We start from the raw sequence: 19,651 nt of genomic DNA, 5'->3' as shown, positions 1-19,651 counted from the left end.
GGAAGGAAAGGCCACTCGTGAAGAAACGGATTGTTGTGAAAATTGGAAGTAGTTCTTTAACAGATGTTCATGGCAGACTAAGCCTTACAAAATTGAATCATCACGCTAAAGCTTTAGCCGCTTTAAAGCGGCAAGGTCATGAAGTCATCCTTATCTCTTCAGGAGCTGTATCTGCTGGCTTTAATGACCTTGGCTATCCGACACGCCCCACAACAGTCTCTGGAAAACAAGCCGCTGCTGCAGTCGGTCAAGGGCTACTCATTAGAGCCTATACTGAAGCCTTTAAAAGAGATGACATTGCCTGTGCTCAGTTACTTTTAACACGTGATGTTTTTACTCATCAGGAACAATATAGTAATGCTTATACGACTTTAAGTGAACTTCTCAAGCGTGGTGTCTTACCCATCATAAATGAAAATGATTCAATAGCGGTAGAGGAATTAACATTCGGCGATAACGATATGCTTTCTGCACTCGTCAGTGGGCTCATCCATGCGGATCTTTTGATTATTTTAACGGATATTAATGGCCTCTATAGTGACAATCCCAAAACAAATCCCCACGCTGAACGATATCGGTTCTTACCCGCTATCACGTCAGAACTTATGGCCCAAGGAAAAGAAGCCTCAAGTTCTAAGGTAGGGACAGGGGGCATGAAATCAAAACTTCATGCGTCTCAAACCGCATTGTCTCTTGGAGTTAATGTCTTTATTGGAACAGGCGATAAGCATGATAATCTTATCAATATTCTAAATGGTGCTGGAGATGGAACCTATATTGGAGATACACAAAATTATATTTTAAATAAGCCCAAACAGTGGATCGCTTTTCACTCGCCGATACACGGAACAATCCAAATTGATCATGGCGCAGAACGTGCCCTTATCGAGGGTGGAAAAAGTTTACTTCCCGCAGGCATCATCGCCTGTAAGGGGCTTTTCAATATTAATGATGTTGTTGAAATTATCAATATGAAGCATGAGGCCATTGGTAAGGGGCAAGTCAATTATTCCGCTGAAGACTTAAATAAAATAAAAGGGCTTGCTAGTCATCAAGCCATATTAAAAACCGATCAAACACGGCCAGAAGTCATCCACCGGAATCGACTTGTCTTATCTTTTACAAGGGGGAATAGCAAATGAGTGAACTTATCACAAAAGCAATGAAGGCAAAGGAAGCCACCAGCATCCTTAATAGCAAATCCACAGAGAACAAAAACCAGGCACTCCAGAGTATTGCAGCACAGCTGAGAAAAGAACAGGCTTATATTTTAGAAGAGAATAATAAAGACATTAAAAACGCACAGAAAAATGGCGTTCATGTCTCACTTATCGATCGCCTTCGCTTAAATCCACAAAGATTAGAAGAGATAGCGTTAGCCGTTCAACAATTGGTTGCTTTAGATGACCCTACAGGAAAAGTTTTGGCAACTTGGAAGCGTCCTAATGGCTTAGAAATGAATCAAGTGAGTGTTCCGTTAGGAGTTGTCGGCATGATCTATGAAGCAAGACCGAATGTGACAGTCGATGCTGCTAGTCTTTGTCTAAAAACTGGAAACGCCGTCCTATTAAGAGGAAGTTCTTCAGCTATTCACTCAAATAAGGCGCTCGTAAAAGTCATTCAACAGGGGTTAGAACACTCTGATTTTCCAATCGATGCTGTTCAATTATTAGAGGACACCCGCCGAGAAACAGCAACCGAAATGTTCAAATTAAAAGAGTATTTAGACGTCCTCATTCCTCGGGGGGGGAAGCATCTCATTCAGACTGTGGTTGAGCAAGCAACCGTTCCGGTATTAGAAACAGGCGCAGGGAATTGTCACCTTTTTATTGATGAAACAGCAGATCCCCAAATGGCTATCGATATCACAATCAATGCCAAAACCCAAAGACCCTCAGTCTGTAATGCCATTGAAACCGTCCTTATTCATAAACAATGGGCGGCTCACCATTTTCGAGTATTTGTAGCTTCTTTACGGGAGAGTGGCGTTGAATTAAGAGGGGATGAAGGCGCGCAGGCCATGGTCCCTGGTCTGATTCCTGCTGTAGAAGCGGATTGGCAAACTGAGTATTTAGATAAAATTTTAGCGGTAAAACTCGTGAATAATGTCGATGAAGCTATTACTCATATTAATAAATACGGAACGAAACATTCAGAAGCGATTATTACAGAAAATCAAGAACATGTGAAAACCTTTTTTGAACGTGTAGATGCAGCCGCTCTATACCATAATGCCTCCACGCGGTTTACGGATGGATTTGAGTTTGGATTTGGTGCCGAAATTGGCATTAGTACGCAAAAACTGCACGCAAGAGGACCGATGGGCTTAACAGCGCTCACAACAACGAAATACCAAATCAATGGCCATGGACAGATCAAAGCGTAGACAAAACCCTCAGCCCTTATTTCAAGGGATGAGGGTTCACCATCCGTTTTATCGCAAACCAAAGTGTCCAAAGGAAAGGGAGTAGAGAAGGCATCGCAAGATAAATAGAAAGATTGGGGTGAGCAAATAAGAGAAGCGTTGCCATTAACGCGATGCCCCCTGTGATGATCCCCAACATCCTTAACACCCCTTGATCATTGATTGCTAGTAATATAATACCTATATATACAAAGAACATTGCCAGATAGCCCGCAAACAGCCCCCAAGTGAAAAGAGCATTCCATATCGGCTGATAATACGTTTTTCCCTCTATGAGGATAGTTGATAGTAATTGCGGAAGGACCGCAAGCTCAGCAGCTAAAATGATGTACCACAAAGTAAGTGACCCGATAAATAGTCGTGCTGCATTTCTTGAGCGGTTTTGCTCACCATCAGCCAATTGAGCTAAGCCAATCAACCATAGCGTTAACCCACTGAGAAAAAACCAATGATCGAGAATCCAATGTTCATGTGCGTTGACTTCTTTAAACGCATAGGACACATCCCAAGGGTTGGTTAACGGGGGATGAAAAATAGTGGCCGCAGCAAAGATAAGGCCTCCAACAAGGGTTAATATCGCTGAGATACGTTTGAGCATATTCACCCCTCATTTACTTTTTTCTTAATTATTGACGATAGAAGAGGAGAATAAACCCCTTCAGACTATATGTGCATCATCTGAAGCACGGACACGAGCTTGCTTCTTTTTCAGAGACAAAAGAATGACCATGACGATCACACAGATGGCCCCAATCACTTGAAAGCTCCCAAAAGGAACATGTAACCAGAGTAGTGAACTGACAACGGCTACGAGGGGTTCTGTACACCCTAGCAAACTACTTTCTTGTGGAGAAATATATTTTAGACTGCTTAAATATAGATAAAAAGCCAGGAAGGTACCTAGCAAAATGATAAAACCGATAGTAGCTGGCGTCGAAACCGTCCAATGCTTCATTTCAACTTCCCATGGGGGATGAAGGACGCTTAGTGCCAAACCGCCAATTAACATGCCCCAGCCTATAATGACGGATGGACGATACCGTTGAATAAAATGACTCGAATGTAAGGTGTAAAAAGCGAGTGTCACACCCGATAGAATGCCCCACATTATTGAGACCCCTGAAACGGAAAATCCTTTGATCGTCCCGTTGGTCATTAATAAAAACGTTCCGAAGAGAGCTAAAAACACCGCAAATATTTCCTTTCTTGTAGGAAAGGAACGGTTTTTCATTACTAAATACAGAGTAATAAAAAACGGAGCCAAATACTGTAATAAAGTCGCTACTGCAGCATTCCCCGTTGCAATAGAAGCGAAATAGGTATATTGAACGCCAAGCATGCCCACGAATCCAAATAAGAAGATATTTAAGGCATCTCTCTTGTTCTTCCATATGGCTAACACTTGACCACGGCTTTCCTTATTCATTAAAGCCAACAACAAAAAAAGCCCTCCAGAACAAAGCAACCTTACAGTAACAAGCCATTCCGTAGACACTGCATTATATTGAAAAAGCCGCCCGGCCATGGTCCCTGAAATACCCCATAAAGCCGCTCCGATAGTGACCATCACTATCCCCTTACTATGTCTCCATTTATCCATCCCAAGATTACCTCCATTCACGCACGGCTTGTAAAAAGAAAACTTTAATCTCAAGTATAGACGATTCATAACTAAATCTGAAGTCATGAAAGTGAAAATTAAAGCACCTTTGTGAAAGAAAAATGTTTAATAGTTATTTAGAATCAAGCTGTTAAATGGTATGCTAAAGAAAACATTCTATTTAAGGAGAACTTTTAAAATGATCTATCTTTTGTGTTCGATCCTTCTTGTATTTTTCATACTCATCGTGCGCGTCAGTGAAAAACTGAGTACCTTAGACTCTCGGTTTAAACGCATTCAAACCACCTTAGATCAAATAGCCAAACAAGTCAATGTTCCTGAAGACCCTATAAATGAAACGATCCGCGCACTTGTTAAAGAAGGAAAAACCGTTGAAGCTGTAAAAGAGACGCGAAAAGCTTTCGGTTTCTCCCTATTGGAAGCTAAGAAGTATGTAGATGATTTTACTCACAAAGGTGGGAGCTAATTGATGGAAGGCCAGTCTCTTTTAACACCAACAAGATCAACCTCTGAGCGTGTACATAAAAAACAATGGGAATATGAAGGGGTTCAACAGTGAATGTTGGGTTCTTCGTCCTTACTCACGCTCTTTATAATGATCATTGCCTCAAGTCATGTGGCTTTTTAACGGGGAGACTCTTATCCTCAAATCTGATTTTCGGTCTCGACCACATGTTTTTATGTTTTATGTAACAGGGCCATGCATGATTTGGATGATATATATCATCCCTTTTATAGGTATAGCAATTTTTGTCTTTCAAAAAAGGGATGTTGTCAGTTAACACTCCATAGAATGGAATAAAGGAGGACGTTAAAATGAAAAGAACGGGTGAGTTTATATTATCGATTATCGCCCTGATTATTAATGGGTTGAGTTTATTAGGGGGGCTATCCTTTAAAAAGTTATCGACAAATACCCTTGAAGATCAGCTTCAAACGTCGGGGACAGAACTCTCAAAACAGGACATTCATGATATGGTCGCCGCGATGAATCATCTTGGGTCTTATCTTATTATTCTGGCTAGCATAAGTATTATTCTTGCCATTATTGCCTTAGTATGTTTGCAGGGAAACAAAAAGCCCAAACTTGCTGGCTTGTTTCTCATTATTGCTGCCGTTTCCAGTATTATTACTGTTGTTCCCTTTATTTTATATCTCATTGCCGGGATTCTGGCCCTTATTAAAAGGCCAAAAGGGAATAGGTACTAAAGAGAATAAAAGAATGGCCTATGTCGCCGCGAAGACATGGCCCATTTCAAAGTCCAAAGAGATTTAGCTTAAAATAAAGTAAAGGTGGATTTTAATGAAAGCACAAATGCAGCAATAGAAATCAACAACTTATATAAGGCCAACGGAAAATCACCAGCAGTACAGTCACTTAACTTATCGGTTAGACCCCTTTGTGGTGCTCTCATCATGAGCCCGAAGTCTTATTTCTGGATGAATATCCACGGTTGGTCTTGATCCCGGAAGCGCTAGACAATTAAAGCATGTGTGATCATGGCGCAACCGTCTTTCTGACGATCCATATCTTAGGTATTGCAGAACGCATGTGTGACCGTATTGCCATTATTAATGATGGAAGCGTTATAGCCCTTAGAACCATGGAGGAACTTCGAGGACAAAAAGGAGCGCAAACAACACGGGAAGCTATCTTTACCTACTCAAGCAAAAAGCGCTTCGGATCGTCGCTACTTAGACGATAATAGAATAGAGGTGACTCGGCAAAGAGTCACCTCTATTTGTACTATTTTTGTATCCAATGACTTTTGATAAAGGCGTCTCTTCCTGATTCCACACGTTCCTGAGCGTATTTGTCAGGATGCTTTTTATAGAAGGCTTGATGCTCTTCTTCAGCGACGTAGAAGGGACCAGCAGGAAGAATTCGTGTCACAATCGGTTTATTGAATTTCCCACTCTCTTGTAATTGTTTCTTTGAAGCTTCTGCTAACGCTTTTTGCTTGTCATTATGATAAAAAATCGCTGTCCGATATTGGGGCCCGCGGTCAAAGAATTGTCCACCGTCATCTGTTGGATCGGTTTGTGGCCAATATAAGTCGAGCAACTCTTGATAAGGAAACCGCTCTGGATCAAAGGTAATTTGCACAACCTCATAATGGCCCGTATCTCCTTTTTTTACTTGCTCATAGGTAGGATTTTCTAAAGTGCCCCCCATATACCCAGAAATCACTTTATGGATCCCGGGCATTTCATCGAAAGGTTTGACCATGCACCAAAAGCAGCCGCCAGCGAATGTCGCTAATTCCAATTGTTTTTCCATATCCAAAATCCTCTCACACGTTGTCTAACTTCATCATAGCGCTTTTCATTAAGACTGACAACGCTGAGAAACTGAAGAATAAATTCACGATATGTCTGATTAATAAGATATTTTCATTGTCTTTGTTTTTAAAGTTCAGTAATATTATTGAAAGGGCTTTTAAAAAAAAGGCGTTAGAAAATGCCTTGGACGCTGATGCTATTTTTATAAGAAAAAGGCAATCGTCCGCACCAAGGGGATTGGAGCGGAAATCTCCTCCGTCCCGCTGACCAAAACTTTATTTTTTCTGACGTTATAAAAAAGCTACTGTATTTATAAGGAGAGTTGTCATGGAATTTACTGACATTCAGACGTTAGCGATCGAGCTAAAACAGAATATCCAAAAAGTTATTATTGGAAAAGAAGACGTCATTGATCAGCTTCTTGTAGCGCTTATTTCTTCAGGACATGTTCTTCTAGAAGATGTTCCTGGGATGGGAAAAACCTTGCTTGCTAAAGTCTTAGCTCAGTCATTAGACTGCTCATTTAACCGTATCCAATTTACTCCAGATTTACTTCCTACGGATATAACAGGGCTTAACTTTTATAATCAAAAAAGTGGGGAGTTTGAATTTTATCCTGGACCCGTCTTTTCAAATATTTTATTGGCAGATGAAATTAATCGCGCGACGCCAAGGACACAGTCTAGTTTATTAGAGTGCATGGAAGAATATCAAGTGACGATCGATGGCGCTACTCGAAAATTAGAGCATCCTTTTATGGTCATTGCGACTCAAAATCCTGTGGAAAACCAAGGGACATTTCCTTTACCTGAAGCCCAGTTAGATCGTTTTTTATTAAAAGTAAAACTGGGTTACCCCACTAAAGAAGAGGGCATCAACATCTTAAAACGGTTTAAGGAGAACAATCCCATCGACCAACTCGAAGCTATTGCTACCAAAGCAGATGTGTTAATGGCGCAAAATCTCTATTCGCATCTTTACGTTAGTGACGAGATCCTTAACTATATCATGGAAATTGTTGAGAAAACTCGTCGCCACCCTTATATAGAATTAGGTATTAGTCCAAGAGGAAGTCAAGCATTACTGAAGGCGGTTCAAGTCTATGCTTTACTCCAAGGAAGATCCTATGTCTTACCTGACGATGTCAAGGCCATGGCCAAGCCGGTGCTCGCACACCGACTTATACTTAATCAAGCAAAGAGAGTAAAGAGCAATCAAGCTGAAGGGGTTCTAGAAGAACTCATAGAACTCGTTCCGGTTCCTACTGAAGATGAATTGATAAGGGAAAGGAAATGACTCTCTATGGGGATGGCATGGCTCATTATTATTGCCCTCGTACTCATCATAATACAAAGCATCCTTTTTACCAAATGGGGTTTATCACGCATCGGTTACACCCGTTTCTTTAGTGACGATGCTGTCTTTGAAGGTGAAGAGGTCGAGATGATTGAACAAATTTCAAATAAAAAACTTCTTCCAGTTCCATGGTTACGTCTGGAATCGCATATTAGTGCAGATCTCCAGTTTCAACATCAACATGAGCTTGAGATCGCTGACCAGCAATTTCACCGGAGCTTATTTAGTCTCATGCCCTTTCAAAAAATTACGCGTCGTCATAAAGTCACCTGTAAGAAAAGGGGGCACTATCGATTAAATACAGTAGAGATGACAAATGGAGATCTTTTGGGCCTCAATGGAACACATGGAAAGTTGCAAGTGTCTGCAGAGTTGATTGTCTATCCCAAACTCCTTTCCATAGAGGAGATTTTTTTACCCTCTCACAGCCTACAAGGGGACTACAGTGTTAAGCGATGGATTATTGAGGATCCCTTTATGAAGGTGGGCATCCGCGACTATCTTTACGGTGATGCCATGAATAGTATCAATTGGAAAGCGACAGCGCGGGCTGGAACGTTGCAGGTCAATCAGAAAGACTTTACAGCAGACCATCATCTGATGATATATCTTAACTTCGAGCTCACCGATGATATTTGGATGCCCATAATGGATCGTCCCTTAATTGAAAGGGGAATTTCCTACGCTGCAACGATTGCACAGTACGCCTTGGATCAGGGGATCCCTACAGGGTTTAGCTGCAATTCATACATTAAAAATTTTGACCAACCAAACGAAAAAGAACCAATTCGAATACTTCCCAAGAATAGTCAACACCAGCTGACACTTTTGTTGGAAACTTTGGCAAAACTTCAAATGGATCGACGGGTATCCTTTCAGAGTTTTTTGCAAGAAGAGGCTGAACAGCAGATGCCGAATACAGATATTCTATTGATTACAGGCTATCTGAGTGAAAAAGCACGAGAACGTATACAGCAACTAGAAGCTCAAGGTCATGCGGTAGAAATCTTTTGGCTTTCCACCAACTCAGAAAAAGAGAGTGAGTCAATGGAGGAGGAAAAACAATATGTATAAGGATCTACCTATGCTTCTCCGAAAATGGGGGCAAGGCATTGTTGAAGAACTTGTCTTCTTTCCTATTCTCCTTCTGATAGCCATCATGATTGTTCCCCTTCACTACATATGGGTTTGGCTCGGCAGTTTACTTTTTCTATTCTTGATGGGTCTTTTGCTTCGGAAATATCTAAATGGGAAAAGACGTGGTTTCTATCTCCTCATTATCTTCCTAATCAACGGTCTCGTGTCTTTGTTAGTGATGCCACATACTTGGTTAACACTACCAACTTTTCTCATTGGGCTTGTGGTGACATATAGAGGCATCATTTATATTGAAAAAGAATGGGAGGAAGTCTTCCCACTTGTTTTTCTTTGGATAAGTCTTCCAATCTATTTTGTAGCGTACCTAGTCTACCGATACATCGAACGCTTTTCACCCTATTTATCTCTTATCACTTGGGCGGGGAGTCTGTGTTTAATAGTAACGCTTTTCGTTACCAATCATCGCCACTTGGAGACTGCTACTTTATCAGACAGTAAAAAACCTATCTTAAGTCGCACTTTAAAGAGACAAAATAGAGTGTTCATTGTCATTACTTTAATCGTTCTCTTTCTTATTGCCAGTTTTCATTGGATTGCCTTTCTTTTTTCACAGATAGTGTCCTATATTGTCAGTGGTGTTGCTTGGTTCTTTTCGCTCTTTTCCCATGATCGACCACCAGAGAAACCGCTGACACCATCAACACCACAATTTCCACAAATGGAGCAACAAAAACCCTCCGCTTGGGCAGAGATTTTTGAAAAAGTTCTCATGATTGGCGTCTATATTCTCATAATCGCGGCTATTTTATTTTTACTCTACTGGCTTTATAAAAACACGCGCAAATGGTTCTCGAAACTCTATGCTCGCCTTGTCCGTTTTCTAAATAAACTCTTCCATACCTCATCATTTGAACACGAGACGGCAGCCTTTATCGATGAAAAGGAAAGTCTCATAGAGGATTGGCGCAAAGCATCGCAACATAAAATCAAACAGTGGTTCACACGATTCAAGCGTGAACCCGGATGGGAAGACCTTAAAACGAATCAAGAGAGAGTACGCTATCTTTATACAAAGACTGTTCTGAACGAAATCAAAAAGGGATATCAATACAAACCATCTTTGACGGCACATGAAACCCTTAAAGAAATAGGAAGGGACAAAAGCTACCTCGAGCCAAAAGAAGAGCTTCTTGATAAAATGTACAATCAGACAAGATATAGCCCTTTGACTATTGACGATCGAGAAATAAAAAAATTCATAGATAAAAGGAATAAAGAAAATGGGAAGTAATCCCAGTCGTTAAAAGGATGACTTCCCTACACATCTTTATTATCTAAACCTTTTTTGGAAAAGGGCTAGGACGCCGAGGTAAAGTAATACGATAGAGAAGACGATGACAGCTAGGACCCCAATCACATGAAGCACTTGATCGAGCCCTGCCAAAAATGTTCCTCCCAGTGGAACTTGAATAAGCGCAAACCCAACGAGAACACATATAAAATATAAAAATGGGAAACGATCCATTCTTTGCATACCCCCTTTATAAATGTGATGTGGACGCTTATAGTGTTAGATTATGCAACCTTGTACTGTTAAGTTAATGATTCATAAAAAACCTTTTCATTTTCATTCTGATACGCACCCGTTCATCCAAAAACGAAAAGGAGGGAAGTCACTTTGAACATTCAATGGGTTTGCAATGACTGTGGGAGGAGCTATGATCCAAAAGATTTGCTTTGGAGATGTTGTTGTGGCGGACTTTTAAATGTAGAATCCTTTCCAATATCTTTTCCGCTTAAAAAAATTCAAAGTCGGGAGGCGTCCTTATGGAGATATAGTGAAGCCTTACCGTTTCAAAACACATCTTTCATAAAGGATATTACAATGGGCGAAGGCTTCACACCTATAGTTCCTCTAGATCGGGACGCACCCCATCTGCTTGTAAAACTAGACTTTATGATGCCAACATTATCTTTCAAGGATCGAGGAGCAGCTGTCCTCATCGCGAAAGCAAAAGAATTAGGTGTGACAAGAGTTATTGCTGACAGCAGTGGGAATGCAGGAACAGCCATTGCCGCCTACGGAGGACGATTAGGTATAACCTGTGATATATATGTACCTGAACAAACATCGCCTAAGAAAATACAACAAATACATGCGTATGGGGCGACTGTCCATACTATTCCTGGAGATCGTGAAGAGACAGCCAAAGCAGCCGTCCAAGCTGTAGAACAGCAGCATATTTTTTATGCCAGCCACGTTTATAATCCTTTTTTCTATCAAGGAACTAAAACCTATGTTTACGAACTATGGGAGCAATTAAAGGGAGATTTACCTGATACTCTCGTGCTCCCCGTTGGAAATGGCACCCTTCTTTTAGGCGTTTATTATGGCTGTCAGGACTTAATGGAAGCAGGATTGATCTCCAAATTCCCGCGTCTCATTGGTGTTCAGGCCGAGCGGTGTGCGCCATTGGCTACGGCCTACCGCTTAGGAAAGGCAAGGACCGTCACTATTGCACAACAGCAAACTTTAGCTGAAGGAATTGCTATTGCAAATCCACCGAGACATCGGCAAATTTTAGCAGCTGTAAGAGAAACAAATGGCATGTTCGTTACCGCTTCCGAACAAAAAATTAAGCAAGCACATTTGGCATTAGCTGAAAGAGGATTTTACGTTGAACCCACAGCTGCAGCTACATATGCTGGCTACCTCCAATATCAAAAACACTTCAAGCACAATCAATTGAACTCTAACGAAAATGAACGCGTCGTCATACCACTTTGTGGGGCAGGTCTTAAAGCAGGATAGTGAGCAGTGCAAAAAGTGTCGAAAAAAATTAAGCCCTTACTTTTCCAAAAAGAGCAGAAATTCGTTTGCTATTTTAGAGGAGACATGCTATACTAAACTCAATTATTGTTGTTCGGTGTTACATAGATAGAATATATTAATTTTGATTAATTATTTCTCCTTGGAACATTTTAAGAGCAGTAATAGTAATACAATTGTGGCGATCCACAATAGGAGGAAAGAAACATGGCACAAGGTAAAGTAAAATGGTTTAACGCAGAAAAAGGTTTTGGCTTTATTGAAGTTGAAGGCGGAGATGACGTATTCGTACACTTCTCAGCTATCCAAGAAGAAGGCTTCAAATCTTTAGAAGAAGGTCAAGACGTATCTTTTGATATCGAAGAAGGTCAACGTGGACCTCAAGCAACTAACGTTGTTAAATTATAATTGACTTTAAAAAGACCCTTTCACTAGGGTCTTTTTTATTCTATTAGAAAGTAAATCCTTTCATTCGTGCAATTATTCATGCAACTCAACCTTTATTATTATTACTAAAAAAACTTGCCGACTGGCAAGTTTTTTTATGCTTTTCTATTCTACTTTTCAATTTCAGCCGTCACAATAAAAGCTAAATCTTCATTTCCAAACACCGACAACAGGTTAAGTAAAGTTTGATCAGGAATAGGCTCTGATTCCTCTTTGGGGACGGTCAATTCTAAGGCCTGACTAAGAGCAGGGTTGGTCGCTTGGTCTGGATAGGCTCGTAAATAGACCTCCATTGGGTCAAGCTCATGATTAATGCACCACTGGGCAAACACAAGAATCATCATATGTTCATCCCGCTGAAAGTTGGCTATAACGTGTTCTTCCACTTCTTTTGGCTTCATGTAATAAACTCCTTCTCACACTCATTACCCTTATTATAGCGAAAGCTACACTTTATTCACAACACCTTCTATATCACGTCTTCATAAAATCTATTAAATGAAGAGGATTTTACCACTAAAGAAGAGAAGAGCTTTAGTAGAATATAGAAATGAATTCCTATAATGATAGAAAATGAAAGGGATGATCGTATTTTTTCTCAACAGCCCACCGTAATGTTACTGGGGACTTTTCATATGAGACCAACGAATGATTTAAATCAAATGAAGACAGATGACCTGTTATCGGAAAGACGCCAAACTGAGATAGGAGAAGTCGTTGAAAAAATCAAAGCCTTTCGGCCGACAAAAGTCGCAGTGGAATTAGTGACAAAAAAGGATGAAGAACTCAATATACACTATCAAAAATATCTCAACGATGAATATAGCCTTCAGGTCAGTGAAATTGACCAAATTGGTTTTCGCATTGCCCAAGCTTTCGGACATAAGAAGTTGTATGCCATTGATTGGCTGGAAACAGAAGATATAAAAAAAGGTCTAGGCGATATCTATGAATGGGCACAGGAAAATCAACCTGACCTTTTTGACTATATTTTTAACAGGATCCTCGCCAAACAGATTATCCCTGAGTTAAATGAGACAACTTCGATATTAAGTATTTATAAAAGGTTAAATAGCCCCGAAAGCCTTAAGGATCATCATAAAGTAAATGTGAATATTGCACGGCTTGGTACAATAGACAATTATGTAGGGCTTGATTGGCTCACCTGGTGGTATAAACGAAATCTTATTTTGTATTCGAATCTTACAAGACTGGCAACTTCATCAAAGGAACGGGTTTTATTTATTGTCGGAGGCTCTCATGTAGAAATTATTAACCGCTTTATTCTTGAAAGTGAGTTTGCCAAGGTTGAATACGCCTATGACTATTTGAAATAAAGACCTCATTATTTTGAGGTCTTTATTTTTTGAAACGTTTTCTCATTCTCCTTGGTCTAATGAATGAAAGGAGTGAGGCAAGGCAATGCCGGATCCGGAAATGATTAAAAAAGCCAAAAAGGGAAATGAACAAGCCTTTCAACAAATAATTCAAATAGAAAAAGACAAGCTTTATCGAATGGCCTATATCTATGTGAAAAATGATGAGGATGCTCTGGATATAGTCCAAGAAACAATATATAAAGCTTTTATCTCGATTAAAAAATTGAAAGAACCAAAACATTTTTCGACTTGGCTTACGCGTATCTTAATGAATACTGCAATCACTTTTATTAAGAAACATAAGCCCCTTGTTCTCTTAGAGAATATGGATAGGGTTGATGATACCCATCCTCATCGTGTGGAAGAAAGCCTAGATCTTCTCGAGGCCATTGAAAATCTAGAGGAAAAGTACAAAACGGTGATCATTCTCAGATACTATAGAGATCTTACCATCAAGCAAATCGCCGATATATTAAATTGTCCTGAAGGGACGATTAAAACTCATCTTCATCGTGCCATAGGTCAATTGAAGATAGAATTAAGGGAGGCGTTTATTCGATGAACGACCCTTTATTTAACGAAGTAAAAAATAAGTTGGATAGGATTCCTATTCCAGAAAAAAAGCTTGATCAAGCTATCAGCGATGGTATCAAAAAAGGAAAGTTAAAAAAGCAAAAGCATTTCAGAATAGCCTTTTACTACAGTACGGCAGCAGTCGTCGCTCTTGGGTTATTCTTTGGTTCAGCCTTCGTTTCCCCAACCATGGCAGCTGTCATATCAAAACTTCCATTTATGAGTAATGTCTTTAAGCAAAAAGATATTACCTCTGAGATTTTTGACACTTTAAAGCACAAGGGCTTTAAAATTGAGAGTGCTGGTATTAACTATCAAGGGAAAAAGGAATTGTCTGTCGATGTCGGAGGTTCAGAAGCTTATTATAATGATGTTAAAGCGGACATTAAGGAAATGGTCATGAATATTCTCCATTCTAGAAACTATGACGATTTCTCCGTAAAAGTGAGTCAATATAAGAATTTTGACTCTGACATTAGTGAGTCTGATAAAAGAAAGGAACAACAAACTGAAAAACTTTTAACCGCAATGATGCAAGCATTCCAAAAGCATCATATTTCTCAACAAACTATCGGTGTGATGAATAACAAATATGAGCGATCAATAAACTTTGAAGTACCTAATACGGCATCTCCCTATGAGATATCTGAACTCAAAAAAGTTGTGAACGACGTCGTAGAAAACCTAAATATGAAGCGCTTTGACATAAAAATAGATAAATATGATGTGGCAAAAAGAGAACAGGATTATCGTTGGGGTGACATTATTTCAATGATGACCGATGAATTGGTCGGGAAAAAGGTTTACAAAACTACAGGCATGGCCTATACCGTCCACCCTAGCCCGGAAGTTATTGTCAAAACATCCGTGAAAAGCACAGATCCAGAGGCAAAAAGTTTTGGCCAGCAATTAGAAAAAGTTGTTGATCACTTTTTAAAATCTAATGACATGAAGACCAAGATCAAAGGTGATCACTATAAGATCATTATCCGGAGCAAGGATAAGAAACAACTGAATTAAAGCACTAATAAGGCGATACTTTTTTCAGAGTATCGTCTTTAGTGTTAACATTTAAAGAAAATAAACAGTATTGTTTTGTATAATAAAAATAGGGCTAAGAGCAGGAGGGGTTCAAGTTTGAAGCGGATTGCCATTGATATGGATGAAGTGATTGCCGACTTCATTCCTGAGCCTTAAGACTATTTAATACCGACTATAATGAAAAAATCACAATACAGGAATTGGAGGGTAAAAGATTAAGAGATCTACGTCCTCATTTAGTAACCGAAAAGAAAATATTTGCATGACCCCGCTTTTTTAGAGGGTTAAAAGTAATGAAAGATAGCCAGGAAGTGATAAGAGAATTAAGTGAGCATTATGAGATTTTTATTGCAACGGCGGCTATGGAGTTTCCAAGCTCTTTTACAGCAAAATATGAATGGTTAAAGGAGCACTTTAGTTTTTTAAATGATATGAATTTCGTTTTCTGCGGGGATAAAAGCATTATAAACGCCGATTATCTCATCGATGATAGTTCACGGCATTTTAAACGCTTTATTGGACAAGGCATTTTATACTCTGCGGCGCATAATCTTCATGAGACAGGTTATATCAGGGTAAACAATTGGCAAGAGATCAGACACTATTTCATGACCGAGGAACTGAAATAAAAAATATCAAAACATAAAACAGGAACACTTGTTTTCTTTTTCGAATTGCTTTATAATCAATTATAGAAAATCATTTTCCTCAAATCCACATCATAGATATGACGCGTATTCAATCCGAAAAAAAGGATGTGTACAATGCATGTCAGCTCCTGTTTTAGTTCTTCGTGAAGAATCGTCGCTTTATCAAGATCGAGATCGCCTCTGGAAAGAAATCATCACTGAAATGTTCGAACCTTTTATTTTGTTTTCTATGCCCAGTCTTTATGAAAAATTGGACTGGAATCGGAAACCCGAAATGCTTGAACAAGAGCTCCACAGATTATCTGTTCAAAAGAAAGGTAAACGAGAAACGGATAAATTAGTAAAAGTCTTTCTAAAAAACGGCAAAGAGCAGTGGATATTAGTGCACATTGAAATTCAAGGTAGTCCAGACACAGATTTCTCTTATCGTATGTTTCAATATTTCTATCGCATTTTGGATAAATATAAACAAAAAATTGTCGCCATTGCTTTGTTAACAGATGATCGTAAGTCATTTAAACCTCAAAGTTTCCACTATGACTTTTATGGTACCCAACTGACTTATAGTTATAATACATTTAAATTAATGGAAATGGATGAACAACAGCTTCAGCGTTCACAAAATCCATCAAGCGTCAGTTGTTTTATCAAATTAAAAAGAGGTACAATAATAAACAAACAAGTCAAAAATTTTTAAGGCAACTTTTATTTTTCATCGACTATCTGCTTGACATTCCTGACACACTAAAGCAGGAATTATATTCTGAGATCAGTCCACTTATATTAGAGGAGGAATCAGAAATGCCAGGATTACTCGATCACCCCTCACCAACAATAAAAAGTTATATGGAATACTTAAAAACTTTAGAGACCAAGAGTATTGAAAGAGGACTTCAAAAAGGATTACAAGAAGGAAGACAAAAAGGCAAACAAGAAGGCCGAAGAGAAGGTAGACTTGAAGGTAGAGTTGAAGGTAGGATAGAAGGAGAATACGAAGCAAAAAAATCTATGGTAATGACACTAATGGAAAATGGAGTGGAAAAAAGTCTAATAAAAAAAGCCACCGGTTTTTCTGAAGAACAGCTCAACTCCATCATCGAACAAATGGAAAAATAATGACTTAGAGGTACTTTTTTAAAGTGCCTCTTTTGTACTAGCAGAGTTTTTTGAACCCCACAAGGCGATCCAGAGGAAAGATAGACCCCAATCTAGCTTTAGCTTTCGCCTTTAAGACTCGGCGATCACCTTAATGTTTGAAGATGTATACCAAAACATCAGGCAGTGCTTAGCAAAGTGGTGAAGAATAAGCCAAGAATCATGACCTTAAGAAAAAAGGAATTTGATATGCTCAGTCAAAGAGATTGTTGCAAGTTGCGGGACATTGTCAGATCTTGCGCTTACCCAGGAAATAAAGTCTTCATTAATTGCCCATGTCATGTATCAAGACATAGCACCATTCAAGCCACGCAACCACGCGATAAGTTAAACTCAATTTAATATTATCAGAAGGGAAAGATGGGACAATTAATCCTTTCAGGCGGCGCAAATACCAATCAAACTCAAGAAATAAATTAGTATTTTGCTTAAGAAGTAAATAAAGAAAGGCCATTATCTATCTGCCTTTAGCAGGGGATCCAATGATTCGATCATACTAGCTTTGACTATGTTCTCAACGTATTTAAACCCTTTGGAATCACTAAAGTGGAAAGGTGTGTAGATATGAACTGTCTTTTCCGATATCACCTTCTGAAATTTTCAGCTATTTATATGAGTGGTGGAAATCCTTTGAAATTGCCCAATCATTTTAAAAATACGGGTTTAGTTAGGAGATTAATAGATTATGACAACCGTGGTGGTCTCATTTACGGTCAAAATGTGGGTGCCATTATTTTTGATGACAGGATGCTTAGTACAAACTCAAATGACTCTGGGCTAAATCCTTATTCTTGGCTATTCTCTATGGTGTCATTATGCAGACAAAGAGTCTCAAAGAATTAAGGAAAACACAGAGACGGCTCACACTTCAATCATTGCTTTACCCAAAGGAACGGAGTTAATCGCTAATAAAGGCTGTCTAAAAATGTGGGGCTGAGCGCCGCCTATCTTTTTATGGATGGAAGCAAAAACACATTTAACATTTTAAGGAGGGGGAACGACATGATACAAGCTATTTTCTTCGATTTATATGAGACTCTTATCACCGAATGGGAGGATGGCAAAAAGAGAACAAGTTATTCTGTGGACACCTTAGGATTAGATAGACATACATACAAAAAAGAATGGACTGCTAGGAGAGACAAAAGAATGGATGGGAGCTATCTCGATCACCGAATGGTTTTAAAAGAGATATTAAAAGCCGCTGGAAGACTAATAGATGAAACGATCATAGAGGATATTCATCAAAAAAGAATTCAAGCTAAATCGATTCCCTTTCAAAAAATTGACGAAGAAATATTAATAACCCTCCAGATATTAAAACAAAGGAAAATAAAACTAGGTCTCATCAGTAATTGCGCCCCCGAAGAAGTCTATTCTTGGAATAACTGTCTATTAGCGGATATTTTTGATGATGTTGTTTTCTCTTATGAAGTGAAACAGCGAAAACCCCAGCCTGATATTTATTATACTGCGTGTGGACATCTGAAAGTAGCCCCAAATGAGTGTATCTTTATAGGTGATGGCGGCTCAAATGAGTTGCAAGGGGCCTCCGATGTCGGCATGAAGGCTTACCATGCCACCTGGTACCAACCTCCTTTTATCAGTGAAAAAATGACTGGCTTTCCTAAGCTAGAGTCACCAACACAAATCCTTCAATTGATAGCGTCAATGGAATCATAGGTCTATTAGAACTTCAAGTTTAACCAATATCCAATACGGAAGGGAGCTAATATGAAACCATTAAAAAATAATGTAAAAACAATTTTTTTAGATGCTGGTGGTGTGTTATTTGAAACTTTTATCAAGGGTGATGAGCGAATTAGGAATCTTATGCTAGCAAGAGGCTATGACCGCTCTAGATAAAGCAATAATAAAAGCCTCAAAGCTTAAATCCTACCTTTATAACACATTGGGAGGAAGAAGGGCGATGGTACAAAGCATATTACGGAACAATAGCAAGAGAACTGGGAAATGATGAATTAGTCCATGAATTATTTTACTTTGCTCACTACGCCAATCATTGTGAGTTGTTCCCAGAAGTCAATGGAGTGCTCAATAAGTTAAGTCAATCCTATCGATTGGGGATTATCTCAAATGCTATGCCAAGTATGGACTGGATCTTTGATCGCTTAGGCATTCGTCAATACTTTGATTCAATTATTCTCTCTGCTTTTGTAAATGTGGCGAATCCTGATGAAGCGATTTATCATTTGGCGTTAAATACTCTACAACATGCAGAAAAAGCTGAAAGTGTTTTCATAGATGATAAACGAGAAAATGTGGAAGCCGCTAAAAAAGTAGGGATGTTGGGAATTCATCTGGATAGAGAAAAGCGGGATTTGTTACAGTTATTAAAGGATTATGAACTTTTATAAAAAAATACTAAATCATTCAAAGCAAAATCAAACGAACAGTCAAATAGAATATCTATTCCCCTTACGATTTATGCTATGCCATAATAATCTTACAGTTACATAGTAGGGTGGGCGGTGCGTTTTCCGTTTTGTATCAAGTCACAACGCGGGAGGAGGTGCTGCTGATGACTGTTTATGAGGCAATGATGTTGTTGATCGGTTTTGCCACATTAATAGTTATGATAATAAATAAAAAGTAACCCCCCCTGCCGGCAAAGTAGGATAAGGGTTACCTTTTTCGAAATGCCACCGCTCTTATCTCATGCGGGTAGCTGTGTCAAACGTCGATGTTAACGCATCGGCGTTCTTTTTTTACGACTTTAGTCAGTTGAGCTCGCGATAGCGTGCGAAACAATAAACCACCTGCTATGCAGGT

At 39.2% G+C, this 19,651-nt stretch carries 25 protein-coding genes; 20 read left to right on the top strand and 5 right to left on the bottom strand.

Annotated elements, in window-relative coordinates; all coding sequences use genetic code 11:
• The first annotated feature begins 17 nt into the window (after positions 1-17).
• Both proB and IEV91_RS03870 read left to right on the top strand, forming a co-directional pair.
• Positions 18-1,142, top strand: a complete 1,125-nt coding sequence (proB, locus tag IEV91_RS03875; protein WP_229745389.1) for a glutamate 5-kinase — start codon at positions 18-20, stop codon at positions 1,140-1,142.
• Positions 1,139-2,386, top strand: coding sequence for a glutamate-5-semialdehyde dehydrogenase (locus IEV91_RS03870; protein WP_188496101.1), 1,248 nt, complete (start codon positions 1,139-1,141; stop codon positions 2,384-2,386). The genes proB and IEV91_RS03870 overlap by 4 nt, the downstream gene beginning before the upstream one ends.
• Positions 2,387-2,402: 16 nt before the next feature.
• Here IEV91_RS03870 and IEV91_RS03865 read toward each other — a convergent pair whose 3' ends face one another.
• A complete protein-coding gene (locus IEV91_RS03865) occupies positions 2,403-3,023 on the bottom strand; it encodes a hypothetical protein (protein ID WP_188496100.1) in 621 nt (206 codons plus the stop codon).
• A gap of 60 nt (positions 3,024-3,083) precedes the next feature.
• Positions 3,084-4,025: a DMT family transporter gene (locus IEV91_RS03860; protein ID WP_188496099.1), complete on the bottom strand. Its 942-nt coding sequence runs from the start codon at positions 4,023-4,025 to the stop codon at positions 3,084-3,086.
• 199 nt (positions 4,026-4,224) lie between these two features.
• Here IEV91_RS03860 and IEV91_RS03855 point away from each other — a divergent pair, with 199 nt between their 5' ends.
• Together IEV91_RS03855 and IEV91_RS03850 are read left to right on the top strand one after the other, a co-directional pair.
• Entirely contained in the window at positions 4,225-4,512 is a 288-nt protein-coding gene (locus IEV91_RS03855) for a hypothetical protein (RefSeq protein WP_188496098.1), read from the top strand.
• Between the two features lie 350 nt (positions 4,513-4,862).
• The gene (locus tag IEV91_RS03850; protein WP_188496097.1) at positions 4,863-5,255 is read left to right on the top strand and encodes a DUF4064 domain-containing protein; all 393 of its coding nucleotides are present in this window, start codon (positions 4,863-4,865) and stop codon (positions 5,253-5,255) included.
• Between the two features lie 538 nt (positions 5,256-5,793).
• Here the strand turns inward: IEV91_RS03850 and msrA are convergent.
• Positions 5,794-6,327 (bottom strand): peptide-methionine (S)-S-oxide reductase MsrA, encoded by a 534-nt coding sequence (gene msrA, locus IEV91_RS03845; protein ID WP_188496096.1) that lies wholly within the window; start codon positions 6,325-6,327, stop codon positions 5,794-5,796.
• A gap of 329 nt (positions 6,328-6,656) precedes the next feature.
• Here msrA and IEV91_RS03840 point away from each other — a divergent pair, with 329 nt between their 5' ends.
• From IEV91_RS03840 to IEV91_RS03830, 3 genes are read left to right on the top strand one after another with little or no spacing between them, the layout of a single operon-like run.
• On the top strand, positions 6,657-7,625 hold the full coding sequence (locus IEV91_RS03840) for an AAA family ATPase (RefSeq protein WP_188496095.1): 969 nt from the start codon (positions 6,657-6,659) through the stop codon (positions 7,623-7,625).
• A 6-nt stretch (positions 7,626-7,631) separates the two neighbouring features.
• Positions 7,632-8,759, top strand: coding sequence for a DUF58 domain-containing protein (locus tag IEV91_RS03835; protein WP_188496094.1), 1,128 nt, complete (start codon positions 7,632-7,634; stop codon positions 8,757-8,759).
• The gene (locus tag IEV91_RS03830) at positions 8,752-10,074 is read left to right on the top strand and encodes a hypothetical protein (RefSeq protein ID WP_188496093.1); all 1,323 of its coding nucleotides are present in this window, start codon (positions 8,752-8,754) and stop codon (positions 10,072-10,074) included. Before IEV91_RS03835 ends, IEV91_RS03830 begins: the two co-directional genes overlap by 8 nt.
• Positions 10,075-10,113: 39 nt before the next feature.
• On the opposite strand, the gene IEV91_RS03825 is transcribed toward IEV91_RS03830, so the two are convergent.
• Complete coding sequence (locus IEV91_RS03825; RefSeq protein WP_188496092.1) at positions 10,114-10,308, bottom strand: hypothetical protein; 195 nt, start codon at positions 10,306-10,308, stop codon at positions 10,114-10,116.
• 153 nt (positions 10,309-10,461) lie between these two features.
• Here IEV91_RS03825 and IEV91_RS03820 point away from each other — a divergent pair, with 153 nt between their 5' ends.
• Both IEV91_RS03820 and cspD read left to right on the top strand, forming a co-directional pair.
• Complete coding sequence (locus IEV91_RS03820) at positions 10,462-11,595, top strand: threonine synthase (protein ID WP_188496091.1); 1,134 nt, start codon at positions 10,462-10,464, stop codon at positions 11,593-11,595.
• Positions 11,596-11,820: 225 nt separating this feature from the next.
• Positions 11,821-12,021 carry a cold-shock protein CspD gene (cspD, locus tag IEV91_RS03815; protein ID WP_188496090.1) on the top strand — a complete coding sequence of 67 codons (201 nt, stop codon included), beginning with the start codon at positions 11,821-11,823 and terminating at the stop codon, positions 12,019-12,021.
• Positions 12,022-12,170: 149 nt separating this feature from the next.
• Here cspD and yxiS read toward each other — a convergent pair whose 3' ends face one another.
• Complete coding sequence (yxiS, locus tag IEV91_RS03810) at positions 12,171-12,461, bottom strand: protein YxiS (RefSeq protein WP_188496089.1); 291 nt, start codon at positions 12,459-12,461, stop codon at positions 12,171-12,173.
• Between the two features lie 234 nt (positions 12,462-12,695).
• Between yxiS and IEV91_RS03805 the strand changes: the two genes are divergently transcribed.
• The 11 genes from IEV91_RS03805 (at position 12,696) to IEV91_RS22055 (ending at position 19,475) form a co-directional block, all read left to right on the top strand.
• Positions 12,696-13,397: a DUF5694 domain-containing protein gene (locus IEV91_RS03805; RefSeq protein WP_188496088.1), complete on the top strand. Its 702-nt coding sequence runs from the start codon at positions 12,696-12,698 to the stop codon at positions 13,395-13,397.
• Positions 13,398-13,482: 85 nt separating this feature from the next.
• Positions 13,483-14,001, top strand: a complete 519-nt coding sequence (locus IEV91_RS03800) for a sigma-70 family RNA polymerase sigma factor (protein WP_188496087.1) — start codon at positions 13,483-13,485, stop codon at positions 13,999-14,001.
• The gene (locus IEV91_RS03795) at positions 13,998-15,032 is read left to right on the top strand and encodes a DUF4030 domain-containing protein (protein ID WP_188496086.1); all 1,035 of its coding nucleotides are present in this window, start codon (positions 13,998-14,000) and stop codon (positions 15,030-15,032) included. Before IEV91_RS03800 ends, IEV91_RS03795 begins: the two co-directional genes overlap by 4 nt.
• A gap of 314 nt (positions 15,033-15,346) precedes the next feature.
• The gene (locus IEV91_RS21615; protein ID WP_229745387.1) at positions 15,347-15,682 is read left to right on the top strand and encodes a 5' nucleotidase, NT5C type; all 336 of its coding nucleotides are present in this window, start codon (positions 15,347-15,349) and stop codon (positions 15,680-15,682) included.
• Between the two features lie 139 nt (positions 15,683-15,821).
• Positions 15,822-16,400: an Rpn family recombination-promoting nuclease/putative transposase gene (locus IEV91_RS03785; RefSeq protein ID WP_188496085.1), complete on the top strand. Its 579-nt coding sequence runs from the start codon at positions 15,822-15,824 to the stop codon at positions 16,398-16,400.
• 104 nt (positions 16,401-16,504) lie between these two features.
• The gene (locus tag IEV91_RS03780; RefSeq protein ID WP_188496084.1) at positions 16,505-16,819 is read left to right on the top strand and encodes an RpnC/YadD family protein; all 315 of its coding nucleotides are present in this window, start codon (positions 16,505-16,507) and stop codon (positions 16,817-16,819) included.
• A gap of 603 nt (positions 16,820-17,422) precedes the next feature.
• Positions 17,423-17,701, top strand: coding sequence for a Type 1 glutamine amidotransferase-like domain-containing protein (locus IEV91_RS22060; RefSeq protein WP_188496083.1), 279 nt, complete (start codon positions 17,423-17,425; stop codon positions 17,699-17,701).
• 159 nt (positions 17,702-17,860) lie between these two features.
• Entirely contained in the window at positions 17,861-18,541 is a 681-nt protein-coding gene (locus tag IEV91_RS03770; RefSeq protein ID WP_188496082.1) for an HAD family hydrolase, read from the top strand.
• A 51-nt stretch (positions 18,542-18,592) separates the two neighbouring features.
• Entirely contained in the window at positions 18,593-18,724 is a 132-nt protein-coding gene (locus IEV91_RS21835; protein ID WP_268236347.1) for a hypothetical protein, read from the top strand.
• A gap of 38 nt (positions 18,725-18,762) precedes the next feature.
• Complete coding sequence (locus tag IEV91_RS21610; RefSeq protein WP_308420009.1) at positions 18,763-19,236, top strand: HAD family hydrolase; 474 nt, start codon at positions 18,763-18,765, stop codon at positions 19,234-19,236.
• Between the two features lie 164 nt (positions 19,237-19,400).
• Complete coding sequence (locus tag IEV91_RS22055; protein ID WP_373284394.1) at positions 19,401-19,475, top strand: putative holin-like toxin; 75 nt, start codon at positions 19,401-19,403, stop codon at positions 19,473-19,475.
• Positions 19,476-19,651 lie beyond the last annotated feature (176 nt).

The organism is Pullulanibacillus pueri, from assembly GCF_014639255.1.
GTDB classification, from domain to species: domain Bacteria; phylum Bacillota; class Bacilli; order Bacillales; family Sporolactobacillaceae; genus Pullulanibacillus; species Pullulanibacillus pueri.
Note: the sequence above shows the minus strand (reverse complement) of the source record. Positions and strands in the feature narration are given on the sequence as shown.

Coding starts and splice junctions, on each gene's coding strand:
- IEV91_RS03870 (WP_188496101.1), top strand. CDS start 1,139: ATGAGTGAACTTATCACAAAAGCAATGAAGGCAAAGGAAGCCACCAGC.
- IEV91_RS03865 (WP_188496100.1), bottom strand. CDS start 3,023: ATGCTCAAACGTATCTCAGCGATATTAACCCTTGTTGGAGGCCTTATC.
- IEV91_RS03860 (WP_188496099.1), bottom strand. CDS start 4,025: ATGGATAAATGGAGACATAGTAAGGGGATAGTGATGGTCACTATCGGA.
- IEV91_RS03855 (WP_188496098.1), top strand. CDS start 4,225: ATGATCTATCTTTTGTGTTCGATCCTTCTTGTATTTTTCATACTCATC.
- IEV91_RS03850 (WP_188496097.1), top strand. CDS start 4,863: ATGAAAAGAACGGGTGAGTTTATATTATCGATTATCGCCCTGATTATT.
- msrA (WP_188496096.1), bottom strand. CDS start 6,327: ATGGAAAAACAATTGGAATTAGCGACATTCGCTGGCGGCTGCTTTTGG.
- IEV91_RS03840 (WP_188496095.1), top strand. CDS start 6,657: ATGGAATTTACTGACATTCAGACGTTAGCGATCGAGCTAAAACAGAAT.
- IEV91_RS03835 (WP_188496094.1), top strand. CDS start 7,632: ATGGGGATGGCATGGCTCATTATTATTGCCCTCGTACTCATCATAATA.
- IEV91_RS03830 (WP_188496093.1), top strand. CDS start 8,752: ATGTATAAGGATCTACCTATGCTTCTCCGAAAATGGGGGCAAGGCATT.
- IEV91_RS03825 (WP_188496092.1), bottom strand. CDS start 10,308: ATGGATCGTTTCCCATTTTTATATTTTATATGTGTTCTCGTTGGGTTT.
- cspD (WP_188496090.1), top strand. CDS start 11,821: ATGGCACAAGGTAAAGTAAAATGGTTTAACGCAGAAAAAGGTTTTGGC.
- yxiS (WP_188496089.1), bottom strand. CDS start 12,461: ATGAAGCCAAAAGAAGTGGAAGAACACGTTATAGCCAACTTTCAGCGG.
- IEV91_RS03805 (WP_188496088.1), top strand. CDS start 12,696: ATGAGACCAACGAATGATTTAAATCAAATGAAGACAGATGACCTGTTA.
- IEV91_RS03800 (WP_188496087.1), top strand. CDS start 13,483: ATGCCGGATCCGGAAATGATTAAAAAAGCCAAAAAGGGAAATGAACAA.
- IEV91_RS03795 (WP_188496086.1), top strand. CDS start 13,998: ATGAACGACCCTTTATTTAACGAAGTAAAAAATAAGTTGGATAGGATT.
- IEV91_RS21615 (WP_229745387.1), top strand. CDS start 15,347: ATGAAAGATAGCCAGGAAGTGATAAGAGAATTAAGTGAGCATTATGAG.
- IEV91_RS03785 (WP_188496085.1), top strand. CDS start 15,822: ATGTCAGCTCCTGTTTTAGTTCTTCGTGAAGAATCGTCGCTTTATCAA.
- IEV91_RS03780 (WP_188496084.1), top strand. CDS start 16,505: ATGCCAGGATTACTCGATCACCCCTCACCAACAATAAAAAGTTATATG.
- IEV91_RS22060 (WP_188496083.1), top strand. CDS start 17,423: ATGAACTGTCTTTTCCGATATCACCTTCTGAAATTTTCAGCTATTTAT.
- IEV91_RS03770 (WP_188496082.1), top strand. CDS start 17,861: ATGATACAAGCTATTTTCTTCGATTTATATGAGACTCTTATCACCGAA.
- IEV91_RS21835 (WP_268236347.1), top strand. CDS start 18,593: ATGAAACCATTAAAAAATAATGTAAAAACAATTTTTTTAGATGCTGGT.